Source organism: Bacillus sp. NTK074B (assembly GCF_017303375.1).
GTDB lineage: Bacteria > Bacillota > Bacilli > Bacillales > Bacillaceae_B > Rossellomorea.
On record NZ_JAFKOH010000005.1, the window covers coordinates 16,630 to 31,030 of the forward strand.

Here is a 14,401-nt window from a genome sequence, read left to right on the forward strand (position 1 = left end):
CTAATTCTACCTCAAACCCGTGAAAAAGAAAAGAAGATTCCTATCCTATTCTCTTTTTCACATCTTCTATTTGTTGTAAATGTCTTTGTTCATGTTTACCGAGTAGCTCAAGAACCTGCCAGATCGGCATCTCTCCGAAGCGATGATGATTCATGGATTGGCGATCTAATCCCTCTTTAGTGTAGTTCATTAGAAACTGGTTCGTGAGGGATCGTGACTCATCCAGTACTTTCAGTAATTCTTCCCTGCTTTGTTTCATGTTGGAGGGCTCGATCGGTGCTTTTAATTTTTGTGCAGGGTCATCAAAGACGGATAAATCTACATCCGTTTCGCTCCTCCCCGACTGGCTTTTAGCTGAATCCAATGCCAAAGTCATAAAGCGTGTTTCCGCTCCAGAGAGATGAAGAACAATTTGTGCGATGCTCCATTCCTGAGGTGAAGGCTTTTGATTCAGTTTTTCATAAGATAACCCGTCGAGGTTTTTCTTAACCCTTTCCCTTATCTCCACTACTTTAGATTCCCACATATTCATATCCTCCCTCTATTTATTTTTTCTTATAAACTATTAGGTAATGGGAGAGAAATCTCCTTTTAAAATAAAACTCCCCAAGAAATTATTCTCTTGGGAAGTTGGTTATGCATTAGCAGTATTCACAGAATTCAAGTTCTCGTTTTAGTTCATCCACATATTCTTTAGAACCTGTGACAATTAAGCGGTCGTTCATGTGAAGTTCAGTATCCCCGTGGGGAACAATGGAATCTTTCCCTCGGAAGATACGGACAAAGATGACATCTCCAGTGAATGGGAACTTCCTGAGCGTCATCCCTTCAAACTGACTGTTTAACATCCGGATCTCATACAGGGACGTTTCCTGATTCGTCAGGATGCTCATGACAGACGGTGATTCGATGAGAGCCCTCAACAAAGCTTTTGTTGATAAGAATACAGAGTAAACCTCAATATCCTGCTCACGTAGTGTTTCATGCAGATCAGGGCTTTCCACCCTTACAATCACTCGGCCTACAGCATACTCTTTAGCCGTCACTGCAAGTGTTGCATTTACTTCTTCATCACCAGTGGAAATCACAAGGATATCCGATTCAAAGATATTGTTTTCTTCAAGAGTAGGCAGTTCATAATCATCGATTTCATTGATTGAAAACAGAGAATCAGCGATGCTCCGGTCCGATTTATCCTGCTTCGTATGATACAGGACAGGTTCATACAAGGAGGACTGAAGCTCCCTTGATACCGGCATGGTTAACTGATTGGCGCCAAGGAACGTAATTTTCAACTTCTTCTCTTTTGCACTTTCCCTCGGAAAAAGCTTCTTAAAGATGATTGGTGTAATGATACATGTGATTACGGCAACCAAGATCAGTGTCCCACTCATCTGAGCAGTAATGATTTCGATCCTTTCTGCGATTTTCGCCGCTGCAATCACCAATGATAAGGTTGATGTAAGCAAAAATGCGGAAGCAATGGTTGTTTTTGTATCATACCAGTATCTCAATAAGTAAACAGGGATGATTTTCGAAACCAGGAATGCCAGAACTAATAACGGGATCAATAACAGCATCTTCTTATCACTAAGCAGGGACCCAAGATCCAGCTCCACCCCGATCATCACGAAGAAAATTGGAATTAAAAATCCATATCCAAAGGAATCAAGCTTGTGGACCATTTCTTGATTAGGTGCAAGAAGGGATACTAGTACTCCTGCCAAAAACGCTCCCAGGATGTTTTCCGCTCCCACCGTTTCAGATACCGCCACAAGCAGCATGATGAGTGTAAAGACAGCCCGTGTACCGATTTGGACGGTCCCTGTCGATAGACTTTTGATGAAGGGATTGTTCTTCAATCTCTTCGCAAGGAAGTACAACATCAGCCCGACTCCGAAAAGGATCAGAAGGAGCCACATATTCCCATGCCCTTCTCCATAAAGAGACACGAACACAGCAAGCAGGATCATGGTGACAAGGTCAGCAATGACAGCTACGAGTAGAATGATCTGCCCAATGGCACTCTTCATGATATGGGCTTCTTTGAGCGTCGGAACGACAACACCGAGGGAAATCGTCGAAATAATCAACGTCATAAGGAATGCATTATCAATGAGTCCAAACAGGACAAATAAATAAGACAACCCGAGTGATACAAAGAAAATACCGATAAAAATGATAATAGCCAATTTCAATCGATTTGGTTCTTCTTTTCCGCTAGGTAACGTTTCTTTTTTCTTTTTCCTGCCTGAAAATGCGGTAAAGTCGATTTCAAGACCACTTAAGAACATGAGGAATATAAACCCCAGTGTAGATAACGTTTCTAACCACATATCCTGATGAACGAGATTAAAGCCGCTCTTTCCTATAACCAATCCCATAATGATCTCTGCGATGACGACCGGGATGAAATTCAATTTGAATCGATGTAGCAATATGGGAGTTAAAAAAGCTACCAGAATAACGATGACAAGTGATGAAACCGAAGCATGCTGTTCCATTCATTCCTCCCCCTCTTCTCTCTATATTAGGTAATTCATAAACATTGTCGCTAATCCAAAGTAAATTAAGATGCTTATTATATCATTGATCGTCGTAATAAAAGGACCGGAAGCGACGGCCGGGTCCACTTTTAGCTTGTGCATAAGAAGGGGTACTAATGTACCAGCGAGTGTTGCAACGAATAAAGAGATCAATACGGATACCCCAACAAGGACTCCAAGGAAGAGTTCACCCTTCCACACATACACAACAATACTGACTACAACCCCGCATGTCGTGCCTGTAATCAGTCCGGTACCCGCTTCACGAATGACAAGGGACATCTTGTTTTCCTTTTCTAGGTCCCCAGTCGCAATCCCGCGAACGGCCACAGCCAGGGCCTGCGTCCCCGTATTTCCAGCCATACCGGCTATCAAAGGGATAAATACGGCAAGGATGGCCACTTTATCCAACGTATCTTCAAACCGTCCGATGAGGCTTGCTGTAAACATGCCGAGGAATAATAAGGCGATCAGCCATGGAAGACGCTTCTTCGCAGCATTAATAGGGCTTCGGTCAATGGAATCCAAATCGGCGATACCCGCAAGCTTGGAGTAATCATCGGATGCCTCTTCTTCCATGACGTCCATGATATCATCTACTGTTATGATCCCTAGAAGATGATGTTGAAAATCAACAACTGGGAGGGCAAGGAAATCATAATCTTTCATTTGTCGTGCGACTGCTTCCTGGTCTTCACTGACCCCCACAGACATGACACGGCCGCTCATGATTTCCCCGATCATGACATCATCGTGGCTGATGATCAAATCTCTAAGGGAAATAACCCCTACAAGCTTTTTATCATCATCCACTACATAGATATAGTAAATCGTTTCAGCATTCGGCGCTTCATTTTTTAATATATACATGGCCGAACGGACTGTTTGGTTTTTTGAGATGGCCACGAACTCGGTTGTCATGATACTACCGGCTGTGTACTCTTCATAGTGCAGTAATTCTTTTATTTCTTTCGCTGATTCATCATCCATGATTGTCAAATAACTGACAACCTGCTCTTTATCCAGCTCATTCAATACATCCACCGCGTCATCGGCATACATATTGGAAAGCATTTCAGCTGCATATGCAGGGTTCATTTCAGCTAAAATATCCTGATAATCCTCTTCATCAATATCCAGGCTTTCAAAAAGCTCTGCCATTTCTTCCGGTGAAAGATAATGGTACAAACGGTTTCTTAAATCTTCATCTATTTTAGAGAAAAATTTTGCTTGATCATAAGAGTGTAACTGCACAAATTCTGAACGGAATAAATCCAGATCTTCTTCTTGAAGGGCTCTAATAAGAAGGTCTTCATCATACATCTCTCTTTCCTGCCTATCCCTGTCTCTATCTTTTTCCTGATCTTGAGTTATTTCAGACATCATCTACACCCTCCTTCATAACGATATGGTCGTTATAATACTAGCAAATCTTGAGACGATTGTCTCTCATGAAATCATAACCATGTATGTATTCCTGCCAATTATCATGTCATACTATCTATTGAGTGACGAAAAGAAGAATATGAATACTGAAACATTAATATGTCATAAAATACGGTAAAAGAAAAGAAAAAGGCAACATAGAAAGTGGGATATTGATGAGAATTGACATTATCGGTGATGTTCATGGATGTTATAAGGAGTTTAAAGCATTGACGAAAAAACTTGGTTATGTTTGGAGCACCGGTATTCCTGTTCATCCGGAAGGAAGAAATCTTGGCTTTGTGGGTGATCTCACTGACCGGGGGCACCATTCGCTTCAAACGATCTCCACCGTCTACAAATTATTTAAGGCAGGATCAACCCATTATGTCCCCGGTAATCATTGTAATAAATTGTACCGCTATTTCTTAGGCAACAACGTCAAGATCCTTCACGGACTTGAAACTACCGTGGCGGAATTAAGTGCCCTGCCGCAAATGGAAAGGGATCAGTATAGAGAAATGTTCCTGGAATTATATGAGCGATCCCCATTGTATCAGGTGTTGGATGAAGGCAGATTGATCTTAGCACATGCCGGCATTAAGGAAGAATGGATAGGGGAACAGAATGACCGTGTCAAAACATTTGTCCTATACGGGGACATCACCGGGAAAAAGAATGAAGACGGCACACCTGTCAGGAAGGATTGGGCACTTGACTATAAAGGAGATGCCTGGATTGTGTACGGTCACACCCCAGTGAAAGAAGCCCGTATCGTGAACAAAACGGCTAATATTGACACAGGAGCTGTGTTCGGTGGAAAGCTTTCCGCTTTAAAGTACCCTGAGATCGAGGTCGTGAGCGTACCATCTGACATGCCTTTGGTGGAGGGGAAATTCAGGGAATTAGATTGAATACTTTTATAAAAAAAGAAATCCCTATCAGTCAATCTGAAAAGGATCTCTTTTCTTTTCATTATCAAGTACCGACCTCATATCGAAAGGCATAGGGGCCAAGATGGTCACCCAAGTTCTTTCAAAGGGATGGTAAAAGTGTAAACTTTTACAATGAAGAGCCTGCCTTCCCATCAGCAATAAACTTCCACCATATAAATCATCTCCAGCAAGGGGGTGTCCGATCGATGACAAGTGAACCCGGATTTGGTGGGTTCTGCCTGTTTCGGGTCTCAACTCGATGTGGGCAAAATCACGGAACTGCTCCTCCACCCTGTAGTGGGTCAAAGCATACTGCCCGTCTGCTCTCACTTCTCTTTCTATGATACTGTCTGATTTCCGTCCGATTGGCTCTTCAATTACCCCAGATCCGTCCATCACCCCTTCAGCAAGGGCTTCATAGGTCCTTTTGATTTCCCTTTCCTTCTGCTGAAGGCTGAATAGATGATGAACGTGCCGGTGCTTTGCCACTAAGACAAGTCCCGAAGTGTCTTTATCCAATCGGGTGACAATATGTACCGTTGATGAAATACCCTGTTGGATAAAATACCCCAAGATGGCATTTGCCAGGCTTCCTGCAGGCTCTTCTTTAGTAGGAATGGTTTTCATTCCCCATGGTTTGTCAACGACGATGACATCATCGTCTTCATAAACGATGGACAGAGGGATTTCTTCTGCTACCAACGCTTGACTGGGCTTTTCTTCAGGAAATTGCACTTCAAGAATATCCCCTGTTGATAGGGAGTATCGAACATTCTCCTCAGATCCATTGACGGTGATGCTTCCTCCATCAAACTTGATTGCTGTAAGAGTTCGCTTTGAAATCTGCTGATCAATCAGAAATTCTCTCATCATTTTCCCTTCATAGACTGAAGGAATGGTCCATTGGAGCGTATAATCCTTCCTTTTACCATTTGCCATTATTCATCCGCTACAAACGAATCATGCACCCGTTTCCAGAATGGGAAAGGGCGGAAGCGGGCAAAACGAATCTTCTCATCCGCGACACGATACTGGATGCTCTTTACATCTTTATGCAGAAGTGAAAGATGATCGATTGTCACAAGGAAGTCCGGACCGTTTACAGGTTTTAACATGCAAGTATGATGCGCAGGTAATATAAGAGGTGAGCCGATGGTACGGAAAACCCGATTATTAATCGATGCCATTTCTGCGAATTGGATGGCGGGTAAAGACGGGTGTATGATTGCCCCTCCAAGAGCCTTATTATAAGCTGTACTGCCTGATGGAGTTGAAAGACAGAGACCATCCCCCCGGAATCGTTCAAAATGCTGACCCCTGATTTCCACATCCATGACAAGGGTCCCTTCGACGCTCTTGACGGTGGATTCATTCAAAGCAAGATAGCGGGTTTCCTTCCCGCCATGCTGGTAACGGATGATCGTTTCCAGCAGCGGGTACTCAATGATCTGGTATGGTGTCTTGGCAATCGCAATCACGAGTTTCTCGATCTCCTCGGGCACCCAGTCGGCATAAAAGCCAAGATGACCCGTATGTACACCGACAAAAGCTGTCTTATCAAGTCTCGATCTGTAGCGGTGGAATGCATAAAGAAGCGTGCCATCCCCTCCGACGGAAATGACGATATCAGGTTGATCATCATCATATATCAAGTTGAAATCTTGTAGATATGTTCTCATTTTATGCATTAACGTATTGGATTTTGAATCCCCTTTTGATGTAATCGCGAACTTCATTCGTTTACCCCCTTCATGTCACTATTGCTTAGCTTCAGACTTTCCCCCTGCGCTGATCCTTTTCCTTTTTATTCGTGAAAATGACTTGTGCTTCCTGAATTTCCTCCCGGATCAAGCTCATTTCCTCATCCAATCTAAAGGCAGCTTCAGCAGCCCGCTGAATCCGGGAACGTACTTGTTCAGGAATTTGCCCGCTGTACTTATAATTCAAAGAGTGCTCAATCGTCGCCCAAAAATTCATAGAGAGCGTTCTGATTTGAATTTCTACCAGAATGTTTTTTTCACCTTGGATGGTTTGTACGGGATACTCAATGACAACATGATAGGATCGATACCCGCTAGGTTTTTTGTGGGTTACATAATCTCTTTCTTCCATGATTTTAAAGTCATTGCGGCTGCGGAGTTTTCCCACAACAATATGGATATCCTCGACGAATTGACACATCATTCTGAGCCCGGCTATATCCTGCATTTCTATCTCGATATGAGATAGCTTTATTCCTTTTTGATTAGCTTTATCAAGTATACTTGCGATAGGTTTTACTCTGCCCGTCACAAATTCAATGGGAGAGTGAGTATTATGAAGTTCATATTCTCCCCTCATCCCCTTAAGCTTAATCTTTAATTCATCAACCGCTTGCTTGTAGGGAGCTAAAAATTGTTCCCAGTGATTCATTTCCCTCACCTCTCTTGCGCCTACTTTTCAAGAAATACGTTCTCTACCTTTTTAACCATTTCGTCACCGTAGTTCCCGTTTCCTTCTATATTACCCACAAGATAGTCAAGTTCCTCAACAAATCGATCTAACTCCAGGGAAACATTTTCACTTTTTACCACGACTTCCGCGTTTCCATGGAGAGCCTTTTTCAATTCCGGCCAGATGGACTCTTCCAAGTATAAGTAGACATATTCCTCTGCATTTTCCGCTAGGTATACGAAAGCATAGCGGTCGGAGTCTGCTATGATCTGACCCGCTGCAGTTGTACCTTGAATGAGCTCCTGCTGACCCGTATGTAAGTATAATGTACCGTTTTCATATGTTGTGTGTTGAAATTGAACAATTTTCCTCATTCGTTTCTTCATCCTTCCATTAAACAATCAGTATCATTTTAACATAAGACAACCATTTCATCTAAACATTGAAGTTCCCTATATTTAACGAGATAATAGAGTGAGAAAGATAAGAAAGGATGCTTGTCATGTCACAGGAAATTGAAATAGAATTCAAGAATCTCCTTATTCCAGAGGAATTCAAACGCTTAACATCATACTTTCAAATAAAAGAGGAGGACTTCATCTCCCAGCACAATCACTATTTCGATACACCGGATCATCAATTAAAAGAGAAACGATCCGCCCTCAGGATCCGGGAGAAAAGCGGGGTATACACGTTAACTTTGAAAACCCCTTTAAAGGAAGATTTATTAGAAACGAACCAAACTCTATCAAAAAATCAATCATATTCTCTCTTGCAAGAGGGCATATTTCCGGAAGGAGAAGTCAAAGAAGCACTGAACGCTCTTTCCATACCCCCTACTTCTTTAAAACACTTCGGGACACTATCAACCAGCCGGGCTGAAATCGACTATAGGGATGGCCTTCTTGTTTTTGATCAAAGTTCTTATTTACGAAAAGAGGATTACGAGCTCGAATATGAAGTGAAAGAGCGCGCATCAGGTCAAGCCATATTCCTTAATCTACTCGAGCGGCACCACATTCCATTCCGCCCAACAGAAAATAAGATACAACGTTTCTACAGGGAAAAATTAAAACAAGATGAATCTTAACCGATATATATAGAAGAAAGATCAGTTTAAGCAATAAGGAGTCCTATACATGAATGTTCAAGCATTGAAAACGATGATGGAGCTACAAGCCCTGAACAGCCTGGGTTCAGTTTCTTCCATTCAAAATGGAACCGGTGGCTCAAGTGATCTGTTTCAGCAATTATTAACTCAGGCCCTTCATACAAACGTATCTCCTGTAAATACTCTGGGGGCAGTCAATGGGGTACTCCATTCAAATCCAGCTATATCCCAGACCCCAAATCTCCATCAGCTTTCCAATGTATACAAGCCAAACATAACCGCTCCCCAGGAAATCGATGAGATCATCACCCGGGCAGCTGATCACTATGGCCTCCCAAAAAAACTGATTCAATCGGTCATTAAACAGGAGTCCAACTTCAACCCGTCTGCCGTCAGCCCTGCTGGAGCGACTGGTTTAATGCAGCTTATGCCGAGTACGGCAAAGGGCCTTGGTGTCAACAACATCTTTGATCCTGAAGAAAATGTATTTGCCGGCACCAAGTATTTAAAGCAAATGCTCGATAAGTACAATGGCGATATCCACCTGGCCCTGGCAGCTTATAACGCCGGACCTGGAAACGTTGATAAATACAATGGCATCCCGCCTTTCAAAGAAACCACCTCATATGTAAAAAAAGTAACGGATCGTTATTTCGCCTGACATTTCTTAAGACGGACAAGACCGGCCTCCCTACCGAGGCTGGTTTTGTCTTTTTTAATGGCTATTTTCGTATACATTGTTGCTTTTGGATGTTGGCTGGCGGTGAGCCTCCTCGGCGCCTGCGGGGTCTCACCTGTCCAGCTCAAACGAATAGACCCACTACTTTCATATACCCCTTTTTCCAAATTACAGGATAAGAAGATAAAAGCAGGCTACACTAATTTAGGAATAAAAGGCAGATGTAAGGCGATTTGTTTGAGATATGGATGAATGCTTGCTAGAATGAACGTACAATCTAAGTAAAAAGGAGTCATTCTTATGGTCGAGAAACCACAAATGCCCTATAACCTTATCGGCGAAAAGAAACTCTCCATGCTCGTTGAAGCTTTTTATGATAGAGTATCACATCATCCTGAGCTGGCACCGATCTTCCCGGATGATTTAACCGAGACATCCCGTAAACAAAAACAATTTTTAACTCAATATTTAGGCGGTCCTGCTCTTTACACAGAGGAGCATGGACACCCGATGTTACGTGCAAGGCATCTCCCTTTCCCTATTACAGAGGACCGGGCTAAAGCTTGGTTAGGCTGTATGCACGAGGCAATGGATGAAGTCAATCTAGAGGGTCCAGTAAGAGATGACTTTTTTCACAGACTTGTATTAACCGCCCATCATATGGTGAATACTGATACACCCAAGGGTTCTGCCATTGACTAGAACAACCAGCTGGCATCACCTTAAAGGGTGCGGTCGTGAGAAAAAGCCCCTGGAAATTTATATGTTCATAGACCCTCTTTGCCCGGAATGCTGGGCACTTGAACCAATATTAAAAAAATTGCATATTGAGTATGGACAATACTTCCGGATACGCTATATTCTCAGCGGTCAGCTTGCATCCTTAAATCTTGCCACCAAGAGAAAACAGGAAGATCTGGCACAGCAATGGGATAAAACGGCGAGCCGTTCCGGAATGTCATGTGACGGAAGCCTGTGGATCGATAATCCGATTGATTCACCTTATCTCGCTTCATTTGCGATTAAGGCAGCTGAGCTTCAAGGAAAGCATTCGGGGATTCGCTTCTTACGTTTTTTACAAGAGCGATTATTTCTTCAAAAGCAGGATATTTCGAAAATTGAAGTATTGAAGGAATGTGCCTTGGCTGCGAAGCTTGATCTCAATGAATTTATGAACGATATTAACTCTGCCTCGGCATCCAAGGCATTTCAATGCGATGTCAAGATTACATCAGAGATGGAAGTGGATGAGATCCCCACCCTGGTCTTCTTCAATGAGAACATTGAGGATGAAGGATTAAAAATCACGGGGTTGTATTCTTATGAGGTATATGTTCACATTATCGAAGAAATGCTTGCATCAAAGCCCGAAAAGCAGCCACTGCCTCCACTGGACGTTTTCATGAAGTATTACCGCGTGGTCGCATCCAAGGAAATAGCCGTTGTATACGATCTATCTATAGAAGAAGTAGAAAAGCAAATGAAGAAATGGACACTGCAGCAAAAAGTAAAAAAGATCCCTGCAAAGCACGGAACCTTTTGGAAATATATCAATAACTAATTATGCCAATATAATAAATATGCTCTAAAACAAGAAAAGCCGATGTTGTTTCCAACATCGGTTTTTCAATACGAACAAAGGGGATGGGAGAAATTTTTCACGGTCAAACAAAGGGGTATATGTTTGCTTGTGATCAACTTCACACTGATAATATATCACGTATCCACTTGTATTGGCAAGTTGTTTGTATGGTATTTCACAATATTGTCAAAATCGATACATGTTCTCTTCTCCCCCTTCATATACATGGTATTAAGACAATCTTCGGAGGGAAATGGTATGTACGTAAAAATAAAATTCGGAATCTTTATCCTCTTGATCCTGATCAGCTTCTTCATCAATATCCTCGGCCTCATGCACCTGGTTCCAATCTACATCACATCCCCCATCCTCTTTCTCTCACTCCTCCTATTCATCCACTCCCTTGGAAACCGCAATCGCTTCAGGGGATTCAAATCGATGAAATAAGGGACGGGGCTTTACTATTACTATTACATGTCAATGAAAGACCAACACCCCGCATGAAGGACAAACCTATCATGCGGGGTGTTGGCAGTATCACCTGTTTATTGTAATTTTTCCAGAAGCTCTTCCATTTCATTCAGTTTTTCTTCAAAGACCTTACATGCATCCTCCACTGGTTTGGATGTTGTCACATCCACCCCTGCCTTCTTCAAGACTTCTATCGGATAATCGGAGCTTCCTGACTTAAGGAAGTCGATATACCTATCCACTGCGGGCTTCCCTTCTTCCAGAATCTGTTGACTGAGGGCCGTTGCTGCAGAGAATCCTGTTGCATATTGATAAACATAGTAATTGTAGTAGAAATGTGGGATGCGGGCCCATTCCAATCCGATCTCTTCATCAATGGAAATGTCTTCTCCAAAATATTTCTTATTCAATTCATAATATTCTTTAGTCAAAAATTCCGAAGTCAGCGCTTCGCCTTCTTGTGCCTTCCTATGAATGAGATGCTCAAATTCCGCAAACATTGTTTGGCGGAATACGGTTCCTCTGAAACCTTCAAGATAATGATTCAAGAGATAAAGACGTTTTTTCTCATCCTCGATTGTATTCAACAGATAATCATTTAATAATGCTTCATTGCAAGTGGATGCCACTTCAGCAACAAAGATGGAATAATGGCCATACGTATATGGCTGATACTTACGGGTATAGTAGCTATGAACACTGTGTCCGAATTCATGGGCCAGTGTAAACAAATTGTTGACATTATCCTGCCAGTTCATCAGGATATACGGGTTCGTGCCGTAAGCCCCTGATGAGTACGCACCGCTTCTTTTTCCTTTATTTTCGACTACGTCCACCCAGCGGTTTTCAAAACCTTCTTTAAGGACGTTTGCATACTCCTCACCGAGTGGCTTCAATCCATCAAGGATCATGTCTTTAGCTTCTTCATAGCTGATATCCATTTTGACTTCCTTTACAAGGGGCGTATACAGGTCATACATATGAACCTCGTCAAGGCCAAGGACTTTCTTACGAAGCTTCACATAACGCTGTAGCAGATGAAGATTCTTACTGACGGTATCAACAAGATTATCATACACTTCTTCTGGAATATTGTTATTAGACAGTGCCGCATGTCTGGCAGAATCATAATGTCTCACGTTCGCAATAAAATTATCTTTTTTCACCGCACCGCTTAACGTAGAAGCAAATGTATTTTCGAATTGCCCATACGTCTCATATACCTTTTCAAAGGCTTCTTTCCGGACACGACGGTCACTGCTCTCAAGGAAACGGATAAACCGGCCATGTGTAATATCCACTTCTTCACCGTTTTCGTCTTTAATGCTCGGAAACTCAAGATCAGCATTATTTAACATCCCGAATGTATTACTCGAAGTACTGAACACTTCAGAGGCTTGGGCGAGTAACGCTTCTTCTTCAGCTGAAAGAACATGGGGACGCTGAAGATTGATTTCTTCCAATGCATGCTTATATTTCTTCAGCTCATCTTTTTCCTCCATGTACCCTTTGAGCTTATCCTCGTCGATCGACAGCACTTCAGGCACCAGATAAGCAAACTTGCTTCCTAATTGTGTATAAAGACTTTTGGCACGGTCATCCAGTCCCTGATAATACGAATTGGTGGTATCCTGGTCATAGCGCATATGAGAATATGTATACACCTTGCCCATCCGCTCCATTATTTCATCCTGGAAACTGAACGCATTGTAAAGCTGATCTGCACTTTCACTCAATGTACCCTTAAATTCATCAGCCTTCTTCGATAACTCTTTTATTTCTTTATATTCTTTTTCCCATGCATCATCACTTTCAAAAATATCTTCCAGTCTCCAGGTTAACTTTTCCTCTACTTCTTTCCTGCCAGGCAAACTTTTTACAGCTGTATCTTTTGTCATATACATCCTCCATTCTAAATCTACAGAAAATTCCTTATAGTTACATTCTCTCTTATCTATGAAGTTCCTGCAACAATACTAACTTAGTTACACATGATTTAATATATGCTTCCACTTTGAAAAAAAATCATTTCGATGCTGTTCAAAGGCTTCGAAGCTATCGGGGCAGCTCCATGGTCCCGTAAGCGTGAATAGATCTGGACCAGCCCTGTCAATCACATTTACCTTTTCAAGGATCCGTAAATATCCCCTTACACTATTCCTTATCATTTCATCTTTTTTCACAAATGGAAGGATACGGAGCTCGATGTGACCTGCAGCAAGCCTCTTATTTAATCCTATAGTCAAACTCTCCTCTGAAAATAATCTCCCCCTTTTCAAACTGTCTTTCCACAAATAGTATTGCCATTCCACTTCATGATTTTTAATATGAAGTCCATGAGGGATGACCGGAAGCCCGACATAAAGAGGCAGATACAAAAAGGTATCCCCCTCCCCATACACTTCTCTAAGAAATGCATCTCTTCCTGATTTATTGTAATGTATTTTATTGTAAATCCATTTCAATCTGAAGTTGTTCCATTTAGTGAGGGGTTTAGGATGGTGAAAGGGTAGATTCGAAATAGTCAAAGGAAGGGCAAACTGGCTTACGGGAATCGTTACGGGAGCTGCACTCATGAAGTTTGAAATTGATACGGGATAAAGATGGGTATAAAGATGGAAACTATTAAGCTCAGGGAGAAAATGAAGGAGAAAATAGTGTAACTCTGGTGAATACCGGATAAACGCTTGTTGGAAGGATGATAATTTCAGAAGTTCTTTTTTCTTCAAAGATTGAGTCAGTATCCAAAAAGGGGTGATCCCTTCCCGGTGATAACCGAGTGTGCGCTGTTCCATTTCACGAATGGGGATGTTGGAACACTGTATTTCGACTGCAATTTCCCTCGTATCTGTTTTCACATAAAGGTCTGCGATTTGATTAATCTCTTTCATGTAGTGCTCGAGTCTCACATCTCTATAAAGAGAGCGTAATCTGTCATATAGAAGCTGCTTGCTTAACAAATGTTTAGGCGACTCATTCTGCTTCTCCACAATACATTCAGATCGGGACGTATGAGCAAAATGTGGTATGTTTCGACTTCCAATGCGCAAGATCAATGCGGATGCACAATAAGGACAATGAAATGGAATGCCATTACTTCTAACCTTTTTCAGTTCCTCCCTCGTAAATTGAACCGTCGTAAATAATTTCTGTTCTAGTAATGCTGTTAACATAGAACACCTCCTCTAGATTCATTCGCCAAAAACCTGGAAATCCCTG

Annotated in this window: 15 protein-coding genes; 6 read left to right on the plus strand and 9 right to left on the minus strand. The window is 42.1% G+C overall.

Going from position 1 to position 14,401, the window contains the following annotated elements; genetic code table 11:
• Nucleotides 1-40: 40 nt before the first annotated feature.
• The 3 genes from JI667_RS09720 to mgtE form a co-directional block, all read right to left on the minus strand.
• Nucleotides 41-526: a DinB family protein gene (locus JI667_RS09720; RefSeq protein ID WP_206852562.1), complete on the minus strand. Its 486-nt coding sequence runs from the start codon at nt 524-526 to the stop codon at nt 41-43.
• A 115-nt stretch (nt 527-641) separates the two neighbouring features.
• On the minus strand, nt 642-2,504 hold the full coding sequence (locus JI667_RS09725; protein ID WP_206852563.1) for a monovalent cation:proton antiporter family protein: 1,863 nt from the start codon (nt 2,502-2,504) through the stop codon (nt 642-644).
• 21 nt (nt 2,505-2,525) lie between these two features.
• Nucleotides 2,526-3,869, minus strand: coding sequence for a magnesium transporter (mgtE, locus tag JI667_RS09730; protein ID WP_206853043.1), 1,344 nt, complete (start codon nt 3,867-3,869; stop codon nt 2,526-2,528).
• A 278-nt stretch (nt 3,870-4,147) separates the two neighbouring features.
• On the opposite strand from mgtE, the gene prpE reads away from it, so the two are divergent.
• Entirely contained in the window at nt 4,148-4,885 is a 738-nt protein-coding gene (gene prpE, locus JI667_RS09735) for a bis(5'-nucleosyl)-tetraphosphatase PrpE (RefSeq protein WP_206852564.1), read from the plus strand.
• Between the two features lie 27 nt (nt 4,886-4,912).
• Here the strand turns inward: prpE and JI667_RS09740 are convergent, their stop codons facing one another.
• Genes JI667_RS09740 through JI667_RS09755 form a run of 4 tightly spaced genes read right to left on the minus strand, consistent with a single transcriptional unit; the run spans nt 4,913 to nt 7,713 of the window.
• A complete protein-coding gene (locus JI667_RS09740; protein WP_206852565.1) occupies nt 4,913-5,845 on the minus strand; it encodes an RluA family pseudouridine synthase in 933 nt (310 codons plus the stop codon).
• A complete protein-coding gene (locus tag JI667_RS09745) occupies nt 5,845-6,642 on the minus strand; it encodes an NAD kinase (protein ID WP_060670229.1) in 798 nt (265 codons plus the stop codon). Before JI667_RS09745 ends, JI667_RS09740 begins: the two co-directional genes overlap by 1 nt.
• Nucleotides 6,643-6,676: 34 nt before the next feature.
• A complete protein-coding gene (locus JI667_RS09750; protein WP_206852566.1) occupies nt 6,677-7,318 on the minus strand; it encodes a GTP pyrophosphokinase in 642 nt (213 codons plus the stop codon).
• 20 nt (nt 7,319-7,338) lie between these two features.
• Nucleotides 7,339-7,713, minus strand: a complete 375-nt coding sequence (locus tag JI667_RS09755; protein ID WP_206852567.1) for a hypothetical protein — start codon at nt 7,711-7,713, stop codon at nt 7,339-7,341.
• Nucleotides 7,714-7,841: 128 nt separating this feature from the next.
• Between JI667_RS09755 and JI667_RS09760 the strand changes: the two genes are divergently transcribed.
• From JI667_RS09760 to JI667_RS09780, 5 genes are all read left to right on the plus strand, one after another.
• Complete coding sequence (locus JI667_RS09760; protein ID WP_206852569.1) at nt 7,842-8,429, plus strand: CYTH domain-containing protein; 588 nt, start codon at nt 7,842-7,844, stop codon at nt 8,427-8,429.
• Nucleotides 8,430-8,478: 49 nt separating this feature from the next.
• Nucleotides 8,479-9,111 (plus strand): lytic transglycosylase domain-containing protein, encoded by a 633-nt coding sequence (locus JI667_RS09765; RefSeq protein ID WP_206852571.1) that lies wholly within the window; start codon nt 8,479-8,481, stop codon nt 9,109-9,111.
• Between the two features lie 318 nt (nt 9,112-9,429).
• Nucleotides 9,430-9,831 carry a globin gene (locus JI667_RS09770; protein WP_206852573.1) on the plus strand — a complete coding sequence of 134 codons (402 nt, stop codon included), beginning with the start codon at nt 9,430-9,432 and terminating at the stop codon, nt 9,829-9,831.
• Complete coding sequence (locus tag JI667_RS09775) at nt 9,824-10,690, plus strand: ClpXP adapter SpxH family protein (RefSeq protein WP_244668280.1); 867 nt, start codon at nt 9,824-9,826, stop codon at nt 10,688-10,690. The genes JI667_RS09770 and JI667_RS09775 overlap by 8 nt, the downstream gene beginning before the upstream one ends.
• A gap of 279 nt (nt 10,691-10,969) precedes the next feature.
• Complete coding sequence (locus JI667_RS09780) at nt 10,970-11,158, plus strand: hypothetical protein (protein WP_206852574.1); 189 nt, start codon at nt 10,970-10,972, stop codon at nt 11,156-11,158.
• A gap of 98 nt (nt 11,159-11,256) precedes the next feature.
• Here JI667_RS09780 and pepF read toward each other — a convergent pair whose 3' ends face one another.
• Both pepF and JI667_RS09790 read right to left on the minus strand, forming a co-directional pair.
• Entirely contained in the window at nt 11,257-13,080 is a 1,824-nt protein-coding gene (gene pepF / locus JI667_RS09785; protein WP_206852577.1) for an oligoendopeptidase F, read from the minus strand.
• A gap of 87 nt (nt 13,081-13,167) precedes the next feature.
• Nucleotides 13,168-14,355 carry a competence protein CoiA gene (locus JI667_RS09790; RefSeq protein WP_206852579.1) on the minus strand — a complete coding sequence of 396 codons (1,188 nt, stop codon included), beginning with the start codon at nt 14,353-14,355 and terminating at the stop codon, nt 13,168-13,170.
• Nucleotides 14,356-14,401: the final 46 nt, after the last annotated feature.